This window comes from Mycobacterium sp. MUNTM1, from assembly GCF_054660795.1.
This window is the reverse complement of the sequence record NZ_BAAGDE010000020.1, coordinates 77,600-98,044: the sequence shown is the minus strand read 5'-3', so window position 1 is coordinate 98,044 and position 20,445 is coordinate 77,600. Positions and strand designations below refer to the sequence as shown.

At 64.4% G+C, this 20,445-nt stretch carries 16 protein-coding genes and 1 tRNA gene; 14 read left to right on the top strand and 3 right to left on the bottom strand.

Translation table 11 applies throughout. The features are described from left to right. Positions 1 to 151 precede the first annotated feature (151 nt). The 8 genes from ACYQ8K_RS13940 to ACYQ8K_RS13905 all read left to right on the top strand — a co-directional run bounded on the left by ACYQ8K_RS13940 (position 152) and on the right by ACYQ8K_RS13905 (position 11,291). The gene (locus tag ACYQ8K_RS13940; protein WP_036473621.1) at positions 152 to 1,258 is read left to right on the top strand and encodes an AAA family ATPase; all 1,107 of its coding nucleotides are present in this window, start codon (positions 152 to 154) and stop codon (positions 1,256 to 1,258) included. After that, positions 1,255 to 2,532 carry a vWA domain-containing protein gene (locus ACYQ8K_RS13935; protein ID WP_036473622.1) on the top strand — a complete coding sequence of 426 codons (1,278 nt, stop codon included), beginning with the start codon at positions 1,255 to 1,257 and terminating at the stop codon, positions 2,530 to 2,532. Before ACYQ8K_RS13940 ends, ACYQ8K_RS13935 begins: the two co-directional genes overlap by 4 nt. Positions 2,533 to 2,725: 193 nt before the next feature. Beyond that, complete coding sequence (locus ACYQ8K_RS13930) at positions 2,726 to 3,943, top strand: hypothetical protein (protein ID WP_036473623.1); 1,218 nt, start codon at positions 2,726 to 2,728, stop codon at positions 3,941 to 3,943. A 1-nt stretch (position 3,944) separates the two neighbouring features. Continuing rightward, positions 3,945 to 5,258: an AAA family ATPase gene (locus ACYQ8K_RS13925; RefSeq protein WP_036473624.1), complete on the top strand. Its 1,314-nt coding sequence runs from the start codon at positions 3,945 to 3,947 to the stop codon at positions 5,256 to 5,258. Between the two features lie 230 nt (positions 5,259 to 5,488). Further along, positions 5,489 to 7,216, top strand: a complete 1,728-nt coding sequence (locus ACYQ8K_RS13920; RefSeq protein ID WP_459969811.1) for a TniQ family protein — start codon at positions 5,489 to 5,491, stop codon at positions 7,214 to 7,216. Positions 7,217 to 7,360: 144 nt separating this feature from the next. Next, positions 7,361 to 8,128 (top strand): TnsA-like heteromeric transposase endonuclease subunit, encoded by a 768-nt coding sequence (locus tag ACYQ8K_RS13915; protein ID WP_459969809.1) that lies wholly within the window; start codon positions 7,361 to 7,363, stop codon positions 8,126 to 8,128. After that, on the top strand, positions 8,121 to 10,259 hold the full coding sequence (locus tag ACYQ8K_RS13910; protein ID WP_459969807.1) for an integrase: 2,139 nt from the start codon (positions 8,121 to 8,123) through the stop codon (positions 10,257 to 10,259). Before ACYQ8K_RS13915 ends, ACYQ8K_RS13910 begins: the two co-directional genes overlap by 8 nt. Positions 10,260 to 10,262: 3 nt before the next feature. Further along, entirely contained in the window at positions 10,263 to 11,291 is a 1,029-nt protein-coding gene (locus ACYQ8K_RS13905; protein WP_459969805.1) for a TniB family NTP-binding protein, read from the top strand. A 227-nt stretch (positions 11,292 to 11,518) separates the two neighbouring features. On the opposite strand, the gene ACYQ8K_RS13900 is transcribed toward ACYQ8K_RS13905, so the two are convergent. After that, a complete protein-coding gene (locus ACYQ8K_RS13900; protein ID WP_459969803.1) occupies positions 11,519 to 13,210 on the bottom strand; it encodes a TniQ family protein in 1,692 nt (563 codons plus the stop codon). 526 nt (positions 13,211 to 13,736) lie between these two features. On the opposite strand from ACYQ8K_RS13900, the gene ACYQ8K_RS13895 reads away from it, so the two are divergent. Then, positions 13,737 to 13,997 (top strand): helix-turn-helix domain-containing protein, encoded by a 261-nt coding sequence (locus ACYQ8K_RS13895; RefSeq protein ID WP_459969801.1) that lies wholly within the window; start codon positions 13,737 to 13,739, stop codon positions 13,995 to 13,997. Between the two features lie 640 nt (positions 13,998 to 14,637). Beyond that, positions 14,638 to 14,862, top strand: a complete 225-nt coding sequence (locus ACYQ8K_RS13890) for a hypothetical protein (RefSeq protein WP_459969799.1) — start codon at positions 14,638 to 14,640, stop codon at positions 14,860 to 14,862. Between the two features lie 91 nt (positions 14,863 to 14,953). Here the strand turns inward: ACYQ8K_RS13890 and ACYQ8K_RS13885 are convergent, their stop codons facing one another. Further along, the gene (locus tag ACYQ8K_RS13885; protein ID WP_459969797.1) at positions 14,954 to 15,805 is read right to left on the bottom strand and encodes a hypothetical protein; all 852 of its coding nucleotides are present in this window, start codon (positions 15,803 to 15,805) and stop codon (positions 14,954 to 14,956) included. 225 nt (positions 15,806 to 16,030) lie between these two features. Between ACYQ8K_RS13885 and ACYQ8K_RS13880 the strand changes: the two genes are divergently transcribed. The 3 genes from ACYQ8K_RS13880 to ACYQ8K_RS13870 all read left to right on the top strand — a co-directional run bounded on the left by ACYQ8K_RS13880 (position 16,031) and on the right by ACYQ8K_RS13870 (position 18,261). Continuing rightward, entirely contained in the window at positions 16,031 to 17,428 is a 1,398-nt protein-coding gene (locus ACYQ8K_RS13880) for an AAA family ATPase (protein WP_459969795.1), read from the top strand. A gap of 89 nt (positions 17,429 to 17,517) precedes the next feature. Further along, positions 17,518 to 17,895 (top strand): DUF2188 domain-containing protein, encoded by a 378-nt coding sequence (locus tag ACYQ8K_RS13875; RefSeq protein ID WP_459969793.1) that lies wholly within the window; start codon positions 17,518 to 17,520, stop codon positions 17,893 to 17,895. Between the two features lie 293 nt (positions 17,896 to 18,188). Then, positions 18,189 to 18,261 (top strand) — tRNA-Lys (locus ACYQ8K_RS13870). 422 nt (positions 18,262 to 18,683) lie between these two features. Here the strand turns inward: ACYQ8K_RS13870 and ACYQ8K_RS13865 are convergent. After that, positions 18,684 to 19,427, bottom strand: a complete 744-nt coding sequence (locus ACYQ8K_RS13865; RefSeq protein WP_459969791.1) for a hypothetical protein — start codon at positions 19,425 to 19,427, stop codon at positions 18,684 to 18,686. A 56-nt stretch (positions 19,428 to 19,483) separates the two neighbouring features. Here ACYQ8K_RS13865 and ACYQ8K_RS13860 point away from each other — a divergent pair, with 56 nt between their 5' ends. Next, complete coding sequence (locus tag ACYQ8K_RS13860) at positions 19,484 to 20,071, top strand: helix-turn-helix domain-containing protein (protein WP_459969789.1); 588 nt, start codon at positions 19,484 to 19,486, stop codon at positions 20,069 to 20,071. The last annotated feature ends 374 nt before the right edge of the window (positions 20,072 to 20,445 follow it).

Genomic DNA, 20,445 nt, shown 5'->3' with positions numbered 1-20,445 from the left:
AATCAGGAATCACCAAGATGTTCCGGTCGGTGGGCTCGCGCCGTCCGCGGACGCCCACTAAACCTAAATGTCGGTGGGTGCCGGTAGTGTTCTGTGATGTGAGGACAGGCCAGCAGGGCCAGTCCAATGCTCCCTAGGAGGGGATTCGGCTATGACCGATTTGGACACGACCGTCACGGTGATCGACGCTGCGGCCCGCGCTCATGTGCCGGTGCTGCTGTGGAGTGATCCAGGCATGGGCAAGAGTTCGGTGGTGCGGGCGTTGGCCGCTGCCGATGGCGTGCCAGTGGAGACGGTGATCGGATCGCAGCGTGAGCCAGTCGATATTGCCGGGTGGCCGGTAGTCACCGATGGGGCGGTGCAGACGCTCGCGCTGCCGGATTGGGCGCAGACGCTCATCGATGCCAGGGGCGGCTACCTGCTGCTCGACGAAATCAGCACGTGCAGTGCATCTGTGCAGGCCGCGATGTTGACGGTGGCGTTGGAGCGCATGGTGGGACGAACCAAGCTCCCCGATACGGTGCGAATTGTCGCAGCTGGGAACCCTCCGGACCGCAGCGCCGGTGGTGTCGATTTGACGCCGCCGATGGCGAATCGGTTCCTGCACATTGACTTTGAGCCGACTGCCGAGGAATGGCTGACCGGTATGCGGTCCTCGTTCGCTGCGCTGCCCGCCTCGCGCGGCATCGCCGCCGACGAACTGCGCCGCGCCGACGAGATTGGGGCCGTGTGCGCGTTCGTAGAGGCACGACCCGCGCTGCTGCACCAGTACCCCGACACCGACGAGGCTGCTGGGCGGGCGTGGCCGTCGCGGCGGTCCTGGGAGGCGATGGCGCGGGTGCTGGCGCATCTGCGCCGCGACGACACCGCCGCTATCAGCGCGGTCGCGCTGGGACTGGTCGGTGACGGCGCGGGCACTGAGTTCATGGAGTGGCGGGCCAGCATGGACTTGCCCGCTGTCGCGGACGTGATCGCAGACCCGAGCATCGTCGCCTGGGGGGCGGCCCGCCCCGATCAGGTGTGGGCGGTGCTGTCGGGTGTGGTGGCGTGGGCGTCGGGCAAGGGGACCAAGGATGCGTGGATGACCGCATGGGGGCCGCTGGTCGAGGCAGCAACCCATGGCGCTCCCGACGTGGCCGGGGCAGCGGCGCGCGCCCTGAGTGTGGCGATGCCTGCCGGTGCGAAGCCGCCAGCGGCGGCGCGCAAGTTCAAGGACGTGATGATCGCGGCGGGCCTTGACGTGGGGAGCGCGGCGTGACCGGGATTAGGGCGCTCTCCGCCGACGAGTGGCGGCGGCTGCGGCTGGCGCGGATGGCCGCGGTGGAGGCGATGCCGTACTTCGCGCGGGCACTGTTCGCGTTGTCGCCGGTGGCCGCGCCCGGTCTGGGCACTTTTGCCGTGGACCGGCACTGGCGTCTCTACCTGGACCCGATGATGCTGGGCACCGAGGACGGGTGGAGCATCCCGCTGGCCGGTGCGGTGCTGCTGCATGAGGTCGGGCACGTGCTGCGCGAACACGGTGGCCGCGCTGACACGGTGGATTCCCCGGTGGATCGAACCATGTGGAATGTCGCCGCCGACGCGGAAATCAACGACGACCTGATCGCAGCCGGTGTGGGATTGCCAGCCGGTGTGGTAACTCCCAGCGGGATCGGTTGCGAGGACGGGCACGCCGCCGAGGTCTACTACCGGCATTTGGTGCCGCCCGGTACACCCCGCAGCGGCAACGTCGCGACTGGTGAGGGAGGCGGTGACGGGGATGACGATGGTTACGGGTGCGGCTCTGGTGCCGGAGATGCGCCCGTACCCGGCGAACTGCCCGCCGCCGCCGACTTGGGCAGCGGCAAGGGGCTGTCCACCGCTGCCGCCGATCTGGTGAAGGTCGCTGTCGCCCGCGCAGTGCAGCAAGAGATGGCGCGCAGCCGAGCCGGTCGCGGCACCATACCTGCGGGCCTGGCTCGGTGGGCGGCTGCCCAACTCGCCCCGGCTGTGGTGCCGTGGCCCAAGGTGCTGCGCGCTGCGGTGCGCCGCGCCGTCGAGGACCAGGCGGGCCAGGTGCACCACTCCTGGCGGCGACCGAACCGGCGCGCACCCAAGGGCGTGCTCTTGCCGACGCTGCGAGCACCGAAGATCACCGTCGATCTGATCATCGACACGTCTATGTCCATGGGTGAGGACGATCTGGCTGCCGCTCTGTCGGAAACACGGGCGGTGCTGCGGCGCACCGGTTCCAAGGTGCGGGTGGTCTGCTGCGATGCAGCGGCCACCGTGCCGCGCGCGGTGCGGTCGATCAGCGACGTGACGTTGACCGGGGGCGGGGGCACCGATCTGCGGGTCGGTATCGATGCTGCGTTGTCTGCGCGGCCAGCGGGCAACGTGATCGTGGCGTTCACCGATGGCGGCACACCCTGGCCCGAACGTCGGCTGCCGGTGCCGTTGATCGTGGCCCTGATCGGCGCGCACGCCGCCGATACCACGCCTGCATGGGCCAAGACGGTGCGCGTCACCCCCGTAGCGGCGGTGGCGGCGTGAGCGGGCGGGCCGGGCCAGCCGACTTCGCGCAGTGGGCCAACGCGGTGCTGGCTGGCACCGGGTGGACCGTAGCCACCGTAAGCGAGGCTGCCCAGCGTCCCCGTGACGACCTGGCGACGGCGGCGCTGGCGGACGGGTTTGCCGCCGCCGCGCGCGGTCTGGCTGATGCCGGTGAGTGCCGGGACGGTGCGGCGTGAGCGCCGCGCTGTTTGACCTCGCGCTGCGGGTGGCTGCACGCGATGCCGGTGGGCCGGTGCCCCGGTTGCTGCATAACCCTGCCCCGGCGCGCGACGTGAAGGTGGCCGTCGCGGCGCGGCGCACTGGGCCGGTGGTGCATGTGCAGGCCGTGGGGCCGGATGGGCACTCGTACAGCGGCACCGGAGCCGATGGGCTGGCCGCGCTCGCCCGCGCCGCCGGGTGCGTGGCCGGTGACTTCTGCGGCGGGGCGACTGCCTTGGTCGATACGCCTGCCACGTTGCGAGCGCTGGCGGGTTTGGCACGCAGCTACGCCGACCCGGCGCGGTGCGCCGGCATCGACGTGGCGGCGGGATCGGCGCTGGCCGGTTGGTGGGTGGAGCGGGCCGCGCATCCCGGTACCTCGGCGGTGACCGACGTGCTGAGCACCAGCCGCGCGCGGTTCATGCTCGGTATGGCTCCCGGTGCCGATCACGCTGGCGCGTGGCGGGCGGCGCTGTCGGTGCCCAACGGCGTGAGCGGGTTGCACGACTGGCATCGCGCGGTGACCGGAGGTCTGCTGCTGCCGGGGCTGGATGCGCTGCGTGAGGACGACGACTGGCAGTTGGAGGTCATGCAGGAGGCGGTGCGCGAACAGCGCAGTTGGGACCGGCCCGAAACGCTGCACGTGGCGGCGGCGCGGTTGGCGAGCCGCTGCGATGCCGCCGATCTGTATGAGGCGGCGTTGCTGGCCGATCCGTTGTGGCGGGGGCGGGGTGTGCACACCGGGTTCGTCTGCCACGGCGAGACTGTCGTTGGGGCGGGCCAGCACGCCAACCGCGTCACCGTGCGCGCGGGGCGGCTGGATACGCGGTTGAAGGCGGGGGCCGCCGTCACCGGTTGGGCTGGGGAGCCGATGACGGCGATGCCGGATGCGGAGAACCGTTTCAGTGGTGAGGTTTTCGCCACCGCCGTGGGTGAGGACGGGGCATTGACGGTGACCATCGGTGGACTCCGCAAGACGGGGTACCGGCCTGCTGCGGGTGAGCCGGTGACGGTGATCCCTGCGCCGCCCTCGGTGTCCACGATTCGGTCGCGGCGCACGGCGGTGGCGCGGCTGTATAAGCGGCGGTTCTCCTGGCTGTCACAGGGGGCCACCCCGACCGCAAGCCGCCGCCCCGTTCCTCTGGCGGTGATGATCGCTGCCGCCGACGACATACAAGCACCGGAGAACTGAGATGCGTACGCTGCCTAGGCGATTCACCGCCGGTGACCCCGCGACCGCTAACGCGCCTGCTGGGGCACCGGCGGTGACCCCGGCGCTGCCCACCGCTGCGCCGATCACCGAGGACTGGCCGGGACGCGACCTGCTGGACACGCCGATGCTGGCGCGGGTGCTGCTGGCCGCGTGGGGCGGCGATGCTGCGGTCTGCGTTCCGGCTTGCCCCGGCGCGGGCAAGAGCCGCCTGGTGGCGCTGCTGGCCGGTGCACTGGCTCACCGCGTGGCGCTGCGTGTGGCGGTGGCTGCACAGACCCGCGAGCAAGCCGCCGAGCTGGCTCGGCGCATCGCCGCCGTCAGCGAGCGCGCTTCCCTGATCGTGTCGGGGGCTGGTAAGAAGCCGGTGATGGTGGACGGCATTCGCACGGTCGCGGGCCGCAGTGTGCGATGGGAACACTCGACAGGCGGGGAAATTCTGATCGGCACCGCCGCTCGCTGGCTCTACGTCGATCCCAACCTGGCCGGAGCCGATGTACTCTTGGTTGACGAGGCCTGGCAATGCACCTATGCCGACCTCGGCGCGCTGGGAAGCCTTGCACGGCAAGTGATTTGCGTTGGCGATCCCGGCCAGGTGGCACCCGTGGTGACCGGCTCGACCGAGAAGTGGGAAGGCCAAGCCACCGGGCCACACCAACCCGCCCCGGCTGCGCTGCTGGCCGCACACGGCGATGCCATCACCATGCACGAACTGACGAACTCCTGGCGACTTGGACCGCAGACCTGCGCGCTGTTGTCCCAGCATTTCTACCCGCAGATGCCGTTCACGTCGCGTCGTCCTGATGAGACCGTGATCGCACCGGACGGTACGGTGCTGCCCGAAATCGTCAGTCGTCCAACGGAAGCGCTGAATGGGCCGACCGACCCGGCGCTGCTGACCGCCTTGGCTGAGCGGGTGCGTGAACTGACCTGGCATGACTACCGGCGCGGCGGTGTGTGCGAGGCGTTGACCGCCCGCGACATTGCAGTGGTGGTGCCGCATGTCGCCCAAGCCGGTGCGGTGCGGGCGCTCTTGGCCGACATGCCCGATGTACTGGTCGACACCGTCAATGCGCTGCAAGGCCTAGAAAGGCCCGCCGTTGTGGCCTTGCACCCGATGGCGGGGTATCGCAACGCGGAATCGTTCGCCCTTGACGCGGGACGCATGTGCGTGACCCTGAGCCGTCACCGGGCGCACCTGACCATCCTCACCGACCCGGCTACCGCGCCAGTGTTGGACGCCACCGCCGACGATCCGCAAGCCGCTCACGCGCGGGCGGTGCTGGCCGCCATCTGACCCGGTGGCTGGCAAACCCCTCGAACCCCCACCCGGCACGGGGTCGGGTGGGGGTTCGATATCTGTTGAGGCGGAACGGGTCTTTTGTCGAGATGCAATGAAGATTGACAAGCGTGCAGTGATTGTTAAACAACAGCGTCAGTCGATCTGAGTGTCTGGCAGGCATAAGGACAGGTCAAGCCGCTAACTGCCGACTCGGCCTCAAGATCTTGTCAAAGTAGCTGCTCGAAATGAGAGTCGCGCGCCGCTGGCTTCCGCTTCAGGTGCAACCACTTAAGGGTGAATCGATCGATTCGTGGCTGGAGGCCAGTGCACGTGCAATGGGTGGCACCGTCGGAACTCTTGCGGCGGCCGCGAAGCTTCCGGCTACCGCGAAGCCGCCTTGGTTGACCTGCCTGCCGCCGGCGCAGGCGCAGTTGCTCGCGGCGGCCACTGGTGTACCGCCGGAGTCGTTCGAAGCGATGACGCTGAGCAAATACGACGGGACCGCCTTGCATATTGATGCGGACACGGAGCGCCTCAATCCAAAATTCCCCTTCGGAGCTCTGCCAAGGTCCCGGTTCTGCCCTGCATGCCTACGCGAAACGGGCGGTCGGTGGCAATTGCGCTGGCGCCTCGGTTGGTCCTTCGCGTGCCTGGAACACAATTGCATCCTCGTCGACCAATGTCCCGGCTGCGGAAGCTATCAGCGATCGACCCAGCACTACCGCCGCATCGAGCCTCCAGCCACCTGCCGTTGCGGCCTCCCACTGGGAACGGTTCCAGCGTTGCGGTGGACCGATAGACACGACTTTTCGTGGGCGCAAGAGGCGGTCAATGAGGTTATTGACGACGGCTACTATGATTTCGGAATTTTCGACGCGCACCCACGACTTTTGGAGGAGGTCCTGGGGGCTGTCAGAAGCCTTGCCAACAGGATCTTGAACTATTCGTCGACCCACAGCCTGACGATTCAGGGCATTGAGGATGACCTGACGGGCGAGCATACGGTAGGTTTCACGTCCTCACAGGCGCGAGAAACACTGAATAACAAAGCGCCGCTTCGTGCTCTGGATGTTGCCGTCGGTACCACATTGGCCTTGAAGGTGTTGCGGCACGCAAGCGTGGCCGACTGTGGGATGGCCGCACGATGGTTCATTGCAGGGCAGAACGCCACCAGCGGCCCAGCGGAAATCCGCTCATGCGTTCGAGATAGCGACATCGCCGCTGCCATCGTCTTGAAGGCGCGTAACGCCGATATGGGACCTGAACTCCAGCTGCGATACCGCACTGCAACGACGCTGCCGTGCGCACCGATCCCCGGTCAGAAGCGAATCCAGAAGAAGGCTGCCCGGCTGCCGGCGGCAATCTGGACGCGATGGGCGTCTGTGTTGCTATCCGGCCGTCGCAAGACTTTGGTACTCCGCGAGACATTGTCGTGCGCCACACTGCTCGTGGGTGCAACCATCAGGCCCGTTGCGGCAGTGCGCCTCCTGGGCGCCGTCGAGAGTCACAGCATTTTGAATCACAGGCTGTGGGTTTTGTGCGACTCAAACTACTGGGAGTCGATGCAGCAGGCGCTCGTCCGGTTAAGTGACTTCCTCGAGCAGGGCAGTGGCCGGATCAACTACGAGCGCCGCCGCCAGCTCGATTACTCCCTGTTGGTCAGCGATGACCTCTGGCAGCAACAGATGGAAGGCGATGCTGGCTCGCTGCCGACGGGGAGCTCGGTTGTGGCCGCGCATTGTTATTTGATTGAAAGGATAAGTGGGTCCCCGCGTCTCGCCCTTCAGTTCCACCCCGAGTTGGACTACTGGAGTTTGACAAAGCTCGTGACCGCTTTCACGGCGCACCTGACCGAGCCGACGGTGGCGGCGCTGGATCAGCGTGCACGGAGCTTCCTGGCGGAGCAGGGAGTCAGTGAACCGGTGTACTGGCACCCGCCTCTCAAACTTCTTGACGGACTTAACTTCTCATAGGTGGCACACAAAACCGTGAATGCACAGCAAATGCTGTGCACGAGTGAAAATGCGCGTAAAAGTTTCGAAAATCGACCCAGTAGCTACCTCCAAGATGCATATCGTGGCGCACCTGACCCTACGTCGAAGGTGGAGGTAAATCCGATGAGTCGCAACAATGCACGGCAAAATGGCCAAGGCGCAGCAGACGGCGTTGTGCAGCTTGAGTGGACACTGCGTTTCCGCGACGGTGTGGAAACCGTATGGCTATGGCAAGTCCAAGGTGCTCCACCACTGGACCTGCTCGCTCCGATCCGGACCCCTCGGTCGTCGGCGAGTCATCGCCATATCCCAGTGTCGGCTTACACATTTACCAATTCTGGTGTCGTACATCTGGAATCGGGGCTTGAGCACGACCTGGTTCGCATGCTAGACCGTGACTCCACCATCTTGCGGATAATTTCCCAACCGTTCCGGTTGTCATGGCATACCGAAGAACCGGTTACCCACTTCCCCGACCTATTGACTCAGCACATCGATGGGAGCGTCACCGTATGGGATGCCCGACCACAAGAAAAGCAGGACGACGACTTTCAGGCCAAGAGCGTCGTGACCCGCCGCGCCTGCCAGCGGGTTGGATGGCGCTACACGGTGTTCGCCGGAACAACCGTAACGGAACGAATGAACATGTTGTGGCTGCACGGATTTCGCCGCAGACCTCCATGGGCAACGCATTTCGAGGAACAGATACAGCAGCTGGCTGAATGTGGCGACACGACAGTGGGCTCGCTTCTTTCGGCAGATGACGGGACAGGCGAACTCAAAACGGTGGTCTGGCACATGATGTGGACGGGCGCATTGGACATCGACAGGACCGTGCCGTGGACGCTGCACACACCCGTTGTAGCGAGCAAGGAGCAGAGCCATGTCTAGTGGCCGTACCAACCTGGTCGAAGGAACACGCGTACTGACTAATCGAGGGTTCGCGGTCATCGACAAAGTCGAAGCAGCCAGCGTCATCTTGCAGTATGCCTACGGCGATACAACGAAAACCGGTTATGCGAACATTGATTCAATCCGCATCCTTGAGAACGGCGAAGCGTCAGCACTCTGCGAACCGCTTCGCCCACGGTGGGACGCCGTCAGCGACGAAGCCCGCGAGGCGGCGCTTTTCAAGTTGGGAATTGTTCAAGAGATCTTGACCGGTTACCGAGACGGCCACCCCGCTCTGGCACGTCCTGGTGAGCCGAGACCGCCGTTCGGTCCGAGTGGGGCTTCGGAGAGCCAGCGCTGCAGTGCGATGGCCATGGAATTGAATCTCGGGGCGCAACTCGATCGCAAACCGCCCCGTCGGATTCAGGACGAGGATTGCAGCACAGCGCATTACAGCCCGGTCACGATCAGAAGCTGGGTACGCGGGTTCAAAGAGCGTGGCCTGCTCGCCCTGATCGATGCACGAAGTACTCGCCAGAGCAAGTCCTGGGAGTTGATCGACGAGCGATACCGTCAGGTGGCCACCCAGATAGTGGACACCTTGGACGGGGACCGATCGACTATCTCTAATCAGGAGATCGATCGCCGAACCAGAGTTCGACTGAAGGAAAACGGGATTGAGGACTTCCAGGCGCCGCAAAGAATCACCGGCCAGTTCCTGGCTGCCCTCAAACGGGAGCGAGGAGCAACGACGCGTGCACAAAAGAGCCGGAAGCACCGCAAGGTTTCAGGCGCAAAACACTACCCGGCGATTCGCCCGGGCCAGGTGGTCGCCATCGACGTCACCCGCGCCGACAATCTCGTTTACGACACACTGACTGGCCGCGCATGCAGCGTGGAGATCATCACCGCCATCGATGTCGCGACCCGCGTGGTTCTCGCGCTACGCGTCGTTCCCAGAAGCGCCAATGGTATCGAGGCAGGGCTGCTGCTCTACGACATCTGCCGCCCTTTCTCATTGCTGGTCGAGGGTACGTCCATCAGTCAGTGGAGGTGGGCGGGCCTACCTGGGCAGCTCGATCTCCGCGGCGTGGCCGTACGGGTCGGCAAGCGCCTGCTGGCACCGGACTTCAGCACTCTGCAGGGCGAGCACGGCATCCCGTCCGTGTTACCGGATGCCATCCGCTGCGACCACGGATCAATCTTCGTCTCTCAACATTTCCGGGCGCTGCTGGCGACCCTGGGAATCGATCTGATGCTCAATCGCGGCGGCAAGGCCAACGACAACCCACATGTGGAACGTTGGCACGAAACCATTCAGCGTGGGTTGCAGCAGATCCCGGGATACAAGGGCCGCAACACCTCTGAGCGCGGCAGACTGGTTAGCGAGGAGCCCCTGTTGACCGCATCGCAGCTGCGGGATCACTTACGTCGTTTCGTCGCACTCGATTACCACCGCAGCGCGCATGAGGGCCTGATCCTGCCCGGTGAAGAGGAGGCAAGGATGTGCCCGCTCGAGATGTGGGATGCGATGACTGAACTCACTGGGAGAATCGATGTGCCGCAACAATCGGATCTGATCTACCAGTTCCTCCCAGTTCGGTGGGGGACCATTAGCCACGCCGGTGTGGAGTTCAAGAACCTGGTGTACGACTCGCTGAGAGTCTTTGAGCCCTATCGTTCGGTGCCAGTCGGGCAGTTCCGACCCGAAGACCGCGCGGCACCCTTCTTCTACGATCCGCAAGATCTCTCGCGGATCTGGTTTCGCGATCCCGCGACGAAGCGAGTCGAACCCATTGAATGGCGCGGCTCGGATCGCAGCGTCGCGCCCATGACCGCGGCGATCGTCGATGCCGCGTGTCGACGGATACGCCACCGAGGCGGCAACCTGGTCTTGAACGGCGATTCCGCCACGCGCCAGATCCTCGACGAACTCACCCAGATCACCGAGGCACCTGCAAAACCGAAACTGCGCAAAAAGCTCATCGCCGCCCGGTTGCGAGTGGAGCAGGCCAAGGCCGATCACGCCGAGGCGCAGCAGCATCAAGACCAGGTGCCGCCCCCGCGGTCACGCCCACGGCGGCCATCGCCGGCGCACGACGTGTGGCCCGAGCTTCCGGAAGGTGCCTAAACCGTGGATGCGCAGCTATGGCACGACTACTGCACGATGCAGCCACCAGCAGAGCCCCAACCGGTCACCGTGCGGCAGTGGAAGGTAATGACACGTCAGCAACGGGCAGCCCATATCGACCATTTGACCGAATGGCTGCAGAGCCTGTTTCTGCCCACAGGCGATGTGGTGGCGATCTACGACAGTTTCGACAACATTGTTCGAATCAATAAGTTGACTCCACCGGGTGCGAAGAGCCTGCCCGCGCTCTCAGGACCGAACTACGCCGGCAAGAGCACGATGATGATGCGCTGGGCGCGCGAGAAGTACCTAGCGTGGATTGCTGACGCTGAATTGGACCCCTATGGCCGGCCGATCATCCGCCCCGAACCCGGGTGGGAAGTTGATCTGGATCCCGTTGTGTGGATTGACCTTGACGCCGCTGCCCAGATCAAGGACGTCGACGCAGCAATCCTGGGGTTCTTCAACCTGTCGGCCGAGGGAGCAAAACGCGACATATCGATGGCGGCGATGGACGCGGTTCGACGACACCGAACACAGATCGTCATTATCGATGACGTTCACCTGCTCAAGACGAACTGGAAATCGGGACGCGACGTGCTCGACCACATCAAGCACCTCAATACACGTCTTGGTCAGATCGGCGTCACACTTGTTCTCATCGGCGCCGATCTCGAAGCCCGAGACCTAGTGCATGACCCACAAATCGCGGCCCGCCTGCGGCTGAATCGGTTCGGGCCGTACGAGATCGACGATCTCGACGCCGACCGGATCGGTTGGCAAGTGATCGTGCGCGATTTCGAGAAACTGCTGCTACCTCATCTGCCGCGAAGTCGGCCGAACGAGCTGCACACCAAGCTTGCGGCCGAGCTCTATCGCCGCACCCACGGCTACATCGGAGACCTCAAAGCGCTGCTCTGCGAAGCGACGATCGGGGCAATCACTGATGGCACCCACAGGATCCTGCTCCGGCATCTCAACGTCGTGACGTTGAGCAAACGTGCAGAGGAACAACGTCTGGTACCCAGCTGAAAAGCTGGGCAACGCCAGCACGAAAGTCACGGCGATGGTCCAGTGACGGCTGCGCCGATCGCACCTCCTCGTCAACCACGACTGGAGTAGCGCGCAATGGCTGGCGCACAGGGCATAGGGCGCGTATACCGGTGTGCGGACCCAGGTTGAACCTCGAACAGACGGGCAGCAGCCGCCCGCTGAGGCCCGAAGGCGAAGACGCGTACGCCACAGCGAGATTAACCCCGTCATCCGACAAGCTGATGCGGTGCCGACTGGTCGAGCACAAGGGAGCGCAGCGCAGCACGCGCCGGCTCCGGAAGGCGATCGCGGAACACGCGGTAGGTCGCCTTGACCCGCGGGGCAGGCGGCGCTGGCCAGGCGGGGCTGGCATCGAGAAGGCCTTGAGCCACCTCGCACCACATCCAGGTGATCGCGTAGGGCGACGAGGTGGGCCGCCGATGCGGTGTCGCCGTCGTCCGCCAAGTTTCGAACCAACCGCCGGGATCTCGGGTCAATGCGCGGACCCGATCCTCATGCTCGCGGAAATTGCGACTGCACGAGAGCATGCCCATCGCGGTGTTGACGGCGTCGGCGAATACTGTTGGAGAGACCCGCAATCGGGCGCTGGATGCGCGGGCGGCGCGGGCACCGACCACCGGAGCCAGACCGATGCTCACTGCGGCATCCGACCAATTGGCCACGTCGGCCACGAGTCTGACCATGCACAGTGACACATACAATCTGCCCGTCCACTCGTAGCCACCGAGCATCTCGTCAAAACATGCGTGATAAATGTCGGTGTCGATGAGCTGTGGAATGGCCGAGTCTTGAAGCAATTCACTGCGACGAACCTTCTGGAGACGTCGCCCGACGTGGTGGCGTTGCCTAACTGTGGCGTTGATGAGCCGCTCCATCGTCGGTGTGCGTGTCGTGCGATTCACCAACCACGCGCTTGGGCCGTTTTCCGCCTCGGCGATCAGACCCAGCCAAGGGCACAGGCTGGTAGCGGCGTCTTCAATGTGTGTTTGCTGAAGGATGCCGGTCGCTTCGGTGAGAACGTGCCCACGGATCACTGCACTCTGGGGTGGGCTGATTCCCCAGCGTGGACCGCGAAGGTTGGTTGTGCGTTCACGGGCTTCGGCGTGGAGGACCTCGGCCCAGTTCCTTACCTGCGGTCCGTCTGGCCGCGACAGCAGGTGAAGCAACAAGCTTGCGAGATGCCGGATTTCAGCCAGGAAGAGTCGAGGCTCAGCGCGCCTGCCTAACATCGGCACGGTCTCGCCCGCTAGCGCTTCCGCCAAGATTATTGCCGTGTTGAGCACTTGTGGTGGAGCTGACTCAGGAACATGTTCAAGCACCGATTGCCTGCATGGATTGCGTAGGCCGACAGGGTTCGCGCATAACTGTTGCGGGCCAGCCAGGGGGCGCAACGGCGAATAACGGTGAGTGCGAAATCGATGACCGCAACCAGTGCAGTGTGTCGTCAGGAAGACCCCGTGGCGAGGACACGTCGCGGCAAGAGGCAGTCGCCATTCCAACGCCCAGATGCCGTCCTCGGCCAGGCACAGGGGGCACGCCTGCGAGCCGAACTGAGGAAACCAGCCCTGTGTCACCACGTGTCGAAAGGTGTGCCGACGAAGGGGATCCAGCCCGTCGAGATACAGCGGCAACCCGTCGTCGAACCGCAGTAGCGTGGCATCGGCAACGGAAGCCCCATCGACGCCACTCAAGCTGGCGATCCTGCTGATGATCAAAGGATCCGGTTTGATCATCATGAAAGCCGCACTGGGGGAGCCGGAATGCTCAGCCGCGGTAAGAAGCCGCAGCACCTGAGGTGGCAATAATCCGTTGGCGATGGCGAGCCGTTCCAGGAAGCTATCAAGAGATTCTCGCTCGTCCAATGCTGGTCGACTCGGCAGCAGGCCTCGTGTAGCCACAGCAGGCCCTGCCTACGGTCCCAACCGCGCGGCACAGCCTCGGCACAAAGACCCACGGCGGCGCAGCTCAGCACCCACACCGACGACTGGTCCTGTCAAAACGCTGGGTCGGCATCTGGGCTTATCGGCCACCCATCGCAATGTACTACTAGTAGGGCATTAGGGCGAGTTGGGAGTGTGGCCCTAAGACGATGGACATCGGCGCGCCGGGTCGATCGCAAGCCCAAAGGCCACCTCGACCGCAAGTTGTTCGTCACCGCTAGCTGTTCCAGATAGAAGTTGAAGGCTTCCTGGGGCTTAAGGGCAACCTGGCTCGGCTGCCGCCCGCGCGGCCAAGGAGGGCCGGTCATCGCCAAGTGCCGCTGGCCGCGGCCATATCGGACAACCCTGCCGCGGCCGCACGACGGCGCCGCGTCCGCCGGGACGGCGTCGCGAGGGCGGGAAAAGACCTGATCACCACACCGCCCCACAGAATGCCCTACTAGCAGGGCTGACATCTACGCTTTCAGCGTGAGTACTGGATTGCGTGCCGACGCGCCCCAGTCAAAACGACCCCAAGCGCGTCGCTGCGTGGGAGCGCCGGCGTCGGATGGTCGGGACACGGATCCAAAGCTTGCGTATCGAACGCGGCTTAACTCAAGAACAACTGGCGCAGCTGTCGGGGGTGTCGCGCAACGTCTTGATGGATGTCGAGCACGGCCGCCGGGGAATACTGCATGAGCGGCTCTTCGACATCGCCAAGGCATTGGGCGTGCCGGCCGTCGATCTTCTCGAAGGCATTCGCTGAGAAGCGGTCAGCGATACGACCCGGCCAGGTTCGGCGAATGGCAGTGCAACGTGAACCGTTGGCCACGGAAAAAACGCCTTTTCTCTGTGTGGGTCGGGATGTGTGAACGGTTCAGTGTAACTTAGCCCCGTTCACGTGACGTTTTGCTGCCCGGTCGCATCGCTGCCCCAGTCCGATGTGAAACCCAAGCCGCGGGGGCGGGGCAGGCGTGTGATCCGCAAAACGGTTCTCGGCCAAATGCGCTTAGCGAGCGGTGTGGTTCCCGGGCGGTCAGAACGACACCTTCCTCTTGGGTCAACGAGGTCACTTCCGCCCAGCCGGGTTGAGGGCGAAATCGTCCTTCCGGTAGCTATAGTGCAGAGACGCTTACTAGCACTACTAGTAGGGTTTACGACGACGTGCGGAGGATCTTCCTGTTGCGGAGTGGGGCTCGACTCGGGGAAGACGCAAAAGGTGACCGTATCGGCGCGGCATTGGACAGCAGATGGTGAAAACGGCGAATCGTCGACGCAAAGCCGCGAGGCGCCCAGCACGTCAGCCTGGGTGGACTGGGGCGGGTTGCCAGGCTCACCCACAGCCTTGCGACGATCTCCGAGCCGTCGACGCGAACCTCGACAAACTGTTGATCGACCGTGGCTGGATGCTGGTTGAACGTAGTTGGGCAGGCGATGTCTATGACTGGCCGGCTTCCGCGGCGAATCGTAGCCACGAGGTGACCTATTTGATCGCTGCGGCGGACGACAGCCTGGACAGCGGCGCGCCATATCGGGTAGCGCTGATCGACGGAGAGTTAAGGGCTTACGACGACAAAGACTGCCTCGCTGCGGATCTCGACGGGATCGAGGCGCGGCGGTGCGGCTACTGATCCCGTCGATCTGGAGGATTTGACCTCGTTACGGTGGTTTCGGCGCGCAGCGACACGTCGTCGTCTTTGGCCCTGTCGCGCGGCCGCGCGGTCACCGGTTGGGCAGGCGGGTTCCACAGGCAGGACACCAGGTGACGTTGGTGCCGAGTAATGCTTCGATCGAGGACAGATCGTCGTGGTGCAGTGTGCAGGTTTGGCGGGTGAGGTGGACACGGATGGCCCCGACGATGAACTGTGCCCGCTCAACGGGCGTTGTGCCGTAGTCGTCGTCATCGGTTGTGCCGTGGGCGATTACGTCGCCTTCGTCTAGCTCTGTTTGCTTGTAGTGGATTGTGCCGTCGGTGTCGGTGCCGGCGATAGTGCGGGCGAAGCGGCCACTGGGTCGCAGGTCGAGTTCAATGCGCCACTCGCCGTGGCGCTCGCGGAAGTAGAAGCTTTGCCCGTCTACTTCGCCGTCCCACTGCTCGGGTGCCAAGCCGCCATGGTTACCTATGATGACACCCTGTTGGACCGTTAGCCAGGCTTGCAGGTCGGCTTCAGCGGCTTGCTCGTCGGCCCTGATCTGTTGGCCCTCAGGCGATTCCCAGAAGGCTTTGATGTTGTCGCGCCATTCCTCCCAGGCGCGGCGGCGATCCTCGCGGGTACGGGCGCAGATGCAGGCGAATCCGTAGTCGTGCAGGTCGGTTTCGGGCAGCCGTGGGTGACACGAGCACCGGCAGCGCTCGCCGCTGTCGATGTAGCGCCAGACAGTGAGCGCATCGAGGGCAACGTCGGCGAGCACGTCGGGGTCGGGGGCACCATGCAGGTCGAACACCGTCGTCAGGTGGTCGCGGTAGCGGCGGCGCGCCTCGGTGCGGGCACGCTCGAGCGCCTCCCGGTAGTCGTTGGCGCCGGGAACGTTGGAGAAGTCGGTGACATAGAGCTCCGCGGGTTCCTCATCCACGCCCTCGAGGATGGCATGAGCGCACCGTGGTGTCGCCTCAATTTCTCTAGGTCAGTGCAGCGGACCGACCATCAGCGAGTGCGGAGAGGGGGCGCAATGCGTTGCGTGTTGAGGGGGCTGCGCGGCAAGCTGACTCAAGGCTTGCTGGGAAACAATGTTGACTACAGACCCGCCAAGGTGCGATTCTGTTCGGCTGCTCTTTTCCCGATGATGACGAATGAGGCAATGAACCGAACAGAGGACGAACTGAGCGACCTGACCGCCGACCCGGTCCACCGGGCGGGGGCTCATCGGCGACCTATTACCGATGTCAACACGTGGCTGGAGAGCGTCGACGGTGGTGTGCGGCCCGCGCTGCGTGCCCTGGGCGAGCTGCTGGTCGGCGTCGCCGAGCACCACGGCGCCGAGAAACCGGAGAACGCCGACCAGTTCACCGCCCGATGCCTGGGAGTGGCGGGGTGCGGGCAACTGGTCGATGAGGAGCGCAGCCTTAACCCGTTGTCGTGGTTCACCTTCGCGCTGGCGCTGGCCGAGTGGATCGATGGGTATGCGCAGGCTTGTGAGGTCGGTCCCGGTGAGTATGCCGACCCGCCGAAGTGGACGCAGACCCGGATCGGAGGTCAGGATTACCGCCACCCGCTATGTTTGCGGGTGTATTTTCCCGCCGGGACGCTGCTCGATGATGCCGCGTGTGTGATCGCCCTGCAGGGACGGCAAAGCATGCTGCGGTCGGTCGGTGTGAGCGCCTACGTGGCGCCGGGTCACCAGGACCGCGCCCGCGTGCTGTTGGACCGGCTCGCTGAACGCGCCAACGATCTCAATCCCTACCGAGGCCACGCGGTGCGCGCCACCCACACCGCCGGACTGACCTTGACCGTCATCGACTTGCCCTCGACCGCAACCCGAGAGAACGTCATTGTCGCCGACCAGGTGTGGACTGAGATTGATCTCGGCGTCCGCGCGGTGCGCGACCGCCACGACCTGCTCAACGCCCACGGCCTGGGTGCGCGCCGTGGTGTGCTGCTGTGCGGTCCGCCCGGCACCGGGAAATCGGCCGTGAGCGCCGTCGTGGCCCAAGAGGTCGTCGGGCAATTCACTGTCATCTACGTCGAGGCCAAAGCTGGTACCCAGCTGCTCAGCGCCGTCGTGGAGGAAGCCCAGCACCTCGGCGGCCCAGTGCTGCTCGTGCTCGAAGACATTGACCTGTGGTGCAAAGACCGCAGTACCGGCGGTGCCGGGTTGTCGGAATTGTTGCAGGCCATGGACATCCAGCCCGACGCCCGCATCCTGACGCTGGCGTCCACCAACGACGCAGCCACTTTGGACCAGGCGGCCATCCGCACCGGGCGGTTCGACTCCATCGTCGAAGTCGGCTATCCGAACCCAACTGATTCCGCCCGGATTCTGGCGGCTTTGATCCGTGATCTGCCTGGCGGCCGCGCGGTCGACTGTGCGGGCGTGGTGGCGGCGCTTCCCGAGCGCACCAGCGGCAGCGACATCCGCGAGATCGTGCGCCGTGCCGTGCTCGCGGGCCACGACGGACGCGTCAGCACCGCAACGCTTTTGGCGGAGGTAGGCAACGGACGCTACCGTGCCGCGATACCGGAAGGGATGTACCTCTAGGGAAGCGAAGACCACATGTTCGCCGGATTCATTGACCCGCAGAAGCCACTGCGGCGGGTCGCGGTACCCGACACCCGAGCGAATCTGCGATGGCACTGCGGCCAGCGACAACATGCATGCCACTGTTAACGGCACCCAGGCGGGAGGCGCACGACGCCGCGCGAAGTTTTGCCGAACGCAGCAGGGGCGGCGAGGTGCGAGACCACCGCAAAGACCATAACCAGATTCGGAATACAGATACCATCGGAAAAACACCCGTACCCACCGAAGGGCTGAGTCTGGCGCCGGGGCAGCACCCCGGGGCTGCCAACCCGCGAGCTGCTGCCTCAAATCTAAAGAATCGGGGGGGCGATCAAATCCTGATTCGAAATCTCCTGCCCCCGTGGGTGTCACGTGTCGTCCTTGGTGATCGCGTGCGCCTAATTCAAGCAGGTAGGAACGAACCCCCAAGTCCGCGAATGGGATGAAGTAATTGCCACCCTGGGGCCCGCCCGAAGGTGTCTTTCGGCCGCGCCGCTCACCGGCTGACATCAGCGATGGCGCTGGGCAGCTACTTCGCGCCTCATAAACCAGTTAGCCGCCGACCGTCCCGCGCTGCAGCGTGGTATCGGCCGCTGCCCTTACCCGACATAGGCCAGTGTCCCCGCCAGCGGCAGAACCGAATCGGGTAAAATATCGAAGGTGGACTCACCGAACAAGAGTGGGAAGGAGCCTGAGATGCGCCAGCGAAAATCGCGCTGCCGCATGCGTAGTACTTCAGGCGTCCGTAGCTCAGTCGGCAGAGCAGCTTCCTTTTAAGTAGCGGGTTGGGGGTTCGATTCCCTCCGGGCGCACCGGCCGGTAACCAGACAGGCGACGCGAGAGGTCTCCTGCCGATAGCGTTCAGCATGGCTCATGCCATTGAAGAGCTGTGGGCGATCTGTCATCGATCGAAGCGCTGCTCGGCGCCGAGATCACCTGCTGTATGGCCTGTGGCACCCGCCAATCTACGGCGATGGCCGAGGGAGCGCCGATGTGCGTTTCCCGTCAGGTTTCGTCCCCTGTGGACGGTGCGCCATCTTGAGGTTGCTCAACTGATTTGGACTGCACCGATGATTATTAACGACTGTGATCATCGACGTGGGGCCAACAAAAATCAGCAGGAAAGCCCTACTGGTAGTACACGTGGGTGCGCGTGGTGAGCGCTTATCCAAAGGAGTTGGCAATAGGGTTGCAATCCCGCCGCGCAGGACGAGCAAAGTCGAATTCGTCGCACCTACTTGCCCTCCCCGGGGTGCCTAACACGTTTCGTCCCGGATCGACCGCGAAGCGCCCATCGCGGCATGTTGGCAGCAAGCTGGTAGTGCGTTACTGCTCGCAAGGCAGCGCTATGCAAGGCCGTCGCGTCGAAGCGACCCCACGGTGGTCGCTTCGCGGAGACACGTCGAGGACGCACACAGACCGTGGTTGGTAGGCGCAGGGCGATGATGTCGCCCTCGTCTAGCTCCTTTTCCCCGTATTGGGGTGTGCCGTCGCTGTTGGTGCCGGCCAGTGTGCGGGCGAAGTGGCCGCTGGGGCGAAGGTCGAGTTCGATGCGCCATTCGCCGTGGCGTTCGCGGAAGTAGAAGCTGTACCCGTCCACTTCGCCGTCCCAGTGTTCAGGGACCAAGCCGCCATGGCTGCTTACGATGACACCCAGTTGGAGCGTTAGCCAGGCTTGCAGGTCAGCTTCCGCGGCTTGCTCCTCGGCCCTGATGCGTTGGCCCTCCGGCGATTCCCAAAACGCTTTGATGTTGTTGCGCCATTCGTGCCAGGTGCGGCGGCGATCCTCGCGGGTGCGGGCACAGGGGCAGGCGAATCCGTCGTCGTGCAGGTCGGTTTCGGGTAGCCGCGGGTGACATGCGCACCGGCAGCGCTCGCCGCTGTCGACGTCGCGCCAGACGATGAGTAGGGCTGGACATGTAAATCCCAACCCGGGATTACGTACGAGGCTGTGACGGCTCAGGGAGGACCCGGACATGCATCGTCCGATCACATCCACGCACATCCCCGCATCGCCGCGCTACCCTGTGCAGGGTGGATGAGTCGACGGGTCGCGCGCTTGGTGCGCTGTTGGCTAAACATCAGATTGATCTGACCGTCGACGAGGTCCTGGACGAGCTGGACTCCGCCTTCGCGGCCATCCCCTGGGCAACCACCCTGTCGGCGACAGAAGTGGATTTCCTGCGCATGCGCGTCGAACCCCAGGCAACATCCGTGATCGACGCCTGGTCGGCCGATGACGAACGTCGGACCCGCGCCCGCATTGCAGTGCGCCAACTCAGCAGCGCGCTCGAAGGATCGGTCAGCATCAAGGAAGCCGCCGCGATGCTCGGCGTCGACCGCTCCCGGGTGGCGCTGCGCATCACTGGAAAAGCGTTATGGGCCTTCGATCTTCAAGGAAGCCGACGCATCCCGCGCTGGCAGTTCCTAGGTGACGAACTGCTTCCAGGCTTGAACGCGATCGTGCGCGCGATACCACGGGGCATCACCCCCACGGTTCTGGATATATTCATGCACACCCCGCAGCCCGACTTCGACGACCGCACCGCGATCGAGCACCTTGCCGCCGGCGGCGACCCGGCGTTAGTTGCCGGATTCATCGCCGACCTCGGGCGCTGGTGAACCTACGGCCCACCGAAGGCGCCACGAACGGGCCCCCCGAACACCGCAACAGGGAACCCACCACATTGCCGACTACACCGGCGCACTATGGCGGGTCCACCGCACCGAAGGTGAGCGCCTCAGCCGTGGAACAAGCTGCGCACCCAGATAGGGGCCGCGGCCGCCCGCGCGGTGGCACCTACACCCGGCTCCTGCTAGTCGGGAAGTGGCGAATGACGAGGTCCGGTCGGCGACATAGTTGGTCACTATCGGCACCGCGCCGCGATCACCTATGATTCCTCGATTAGCAAGCGTAGACGTCCGCTGCGCCGTTCCCGATCGTCAGATGGTGCCCTCTCTTAACAAAGTTCGTCCGCTTTTCAACCGCGTCTGTA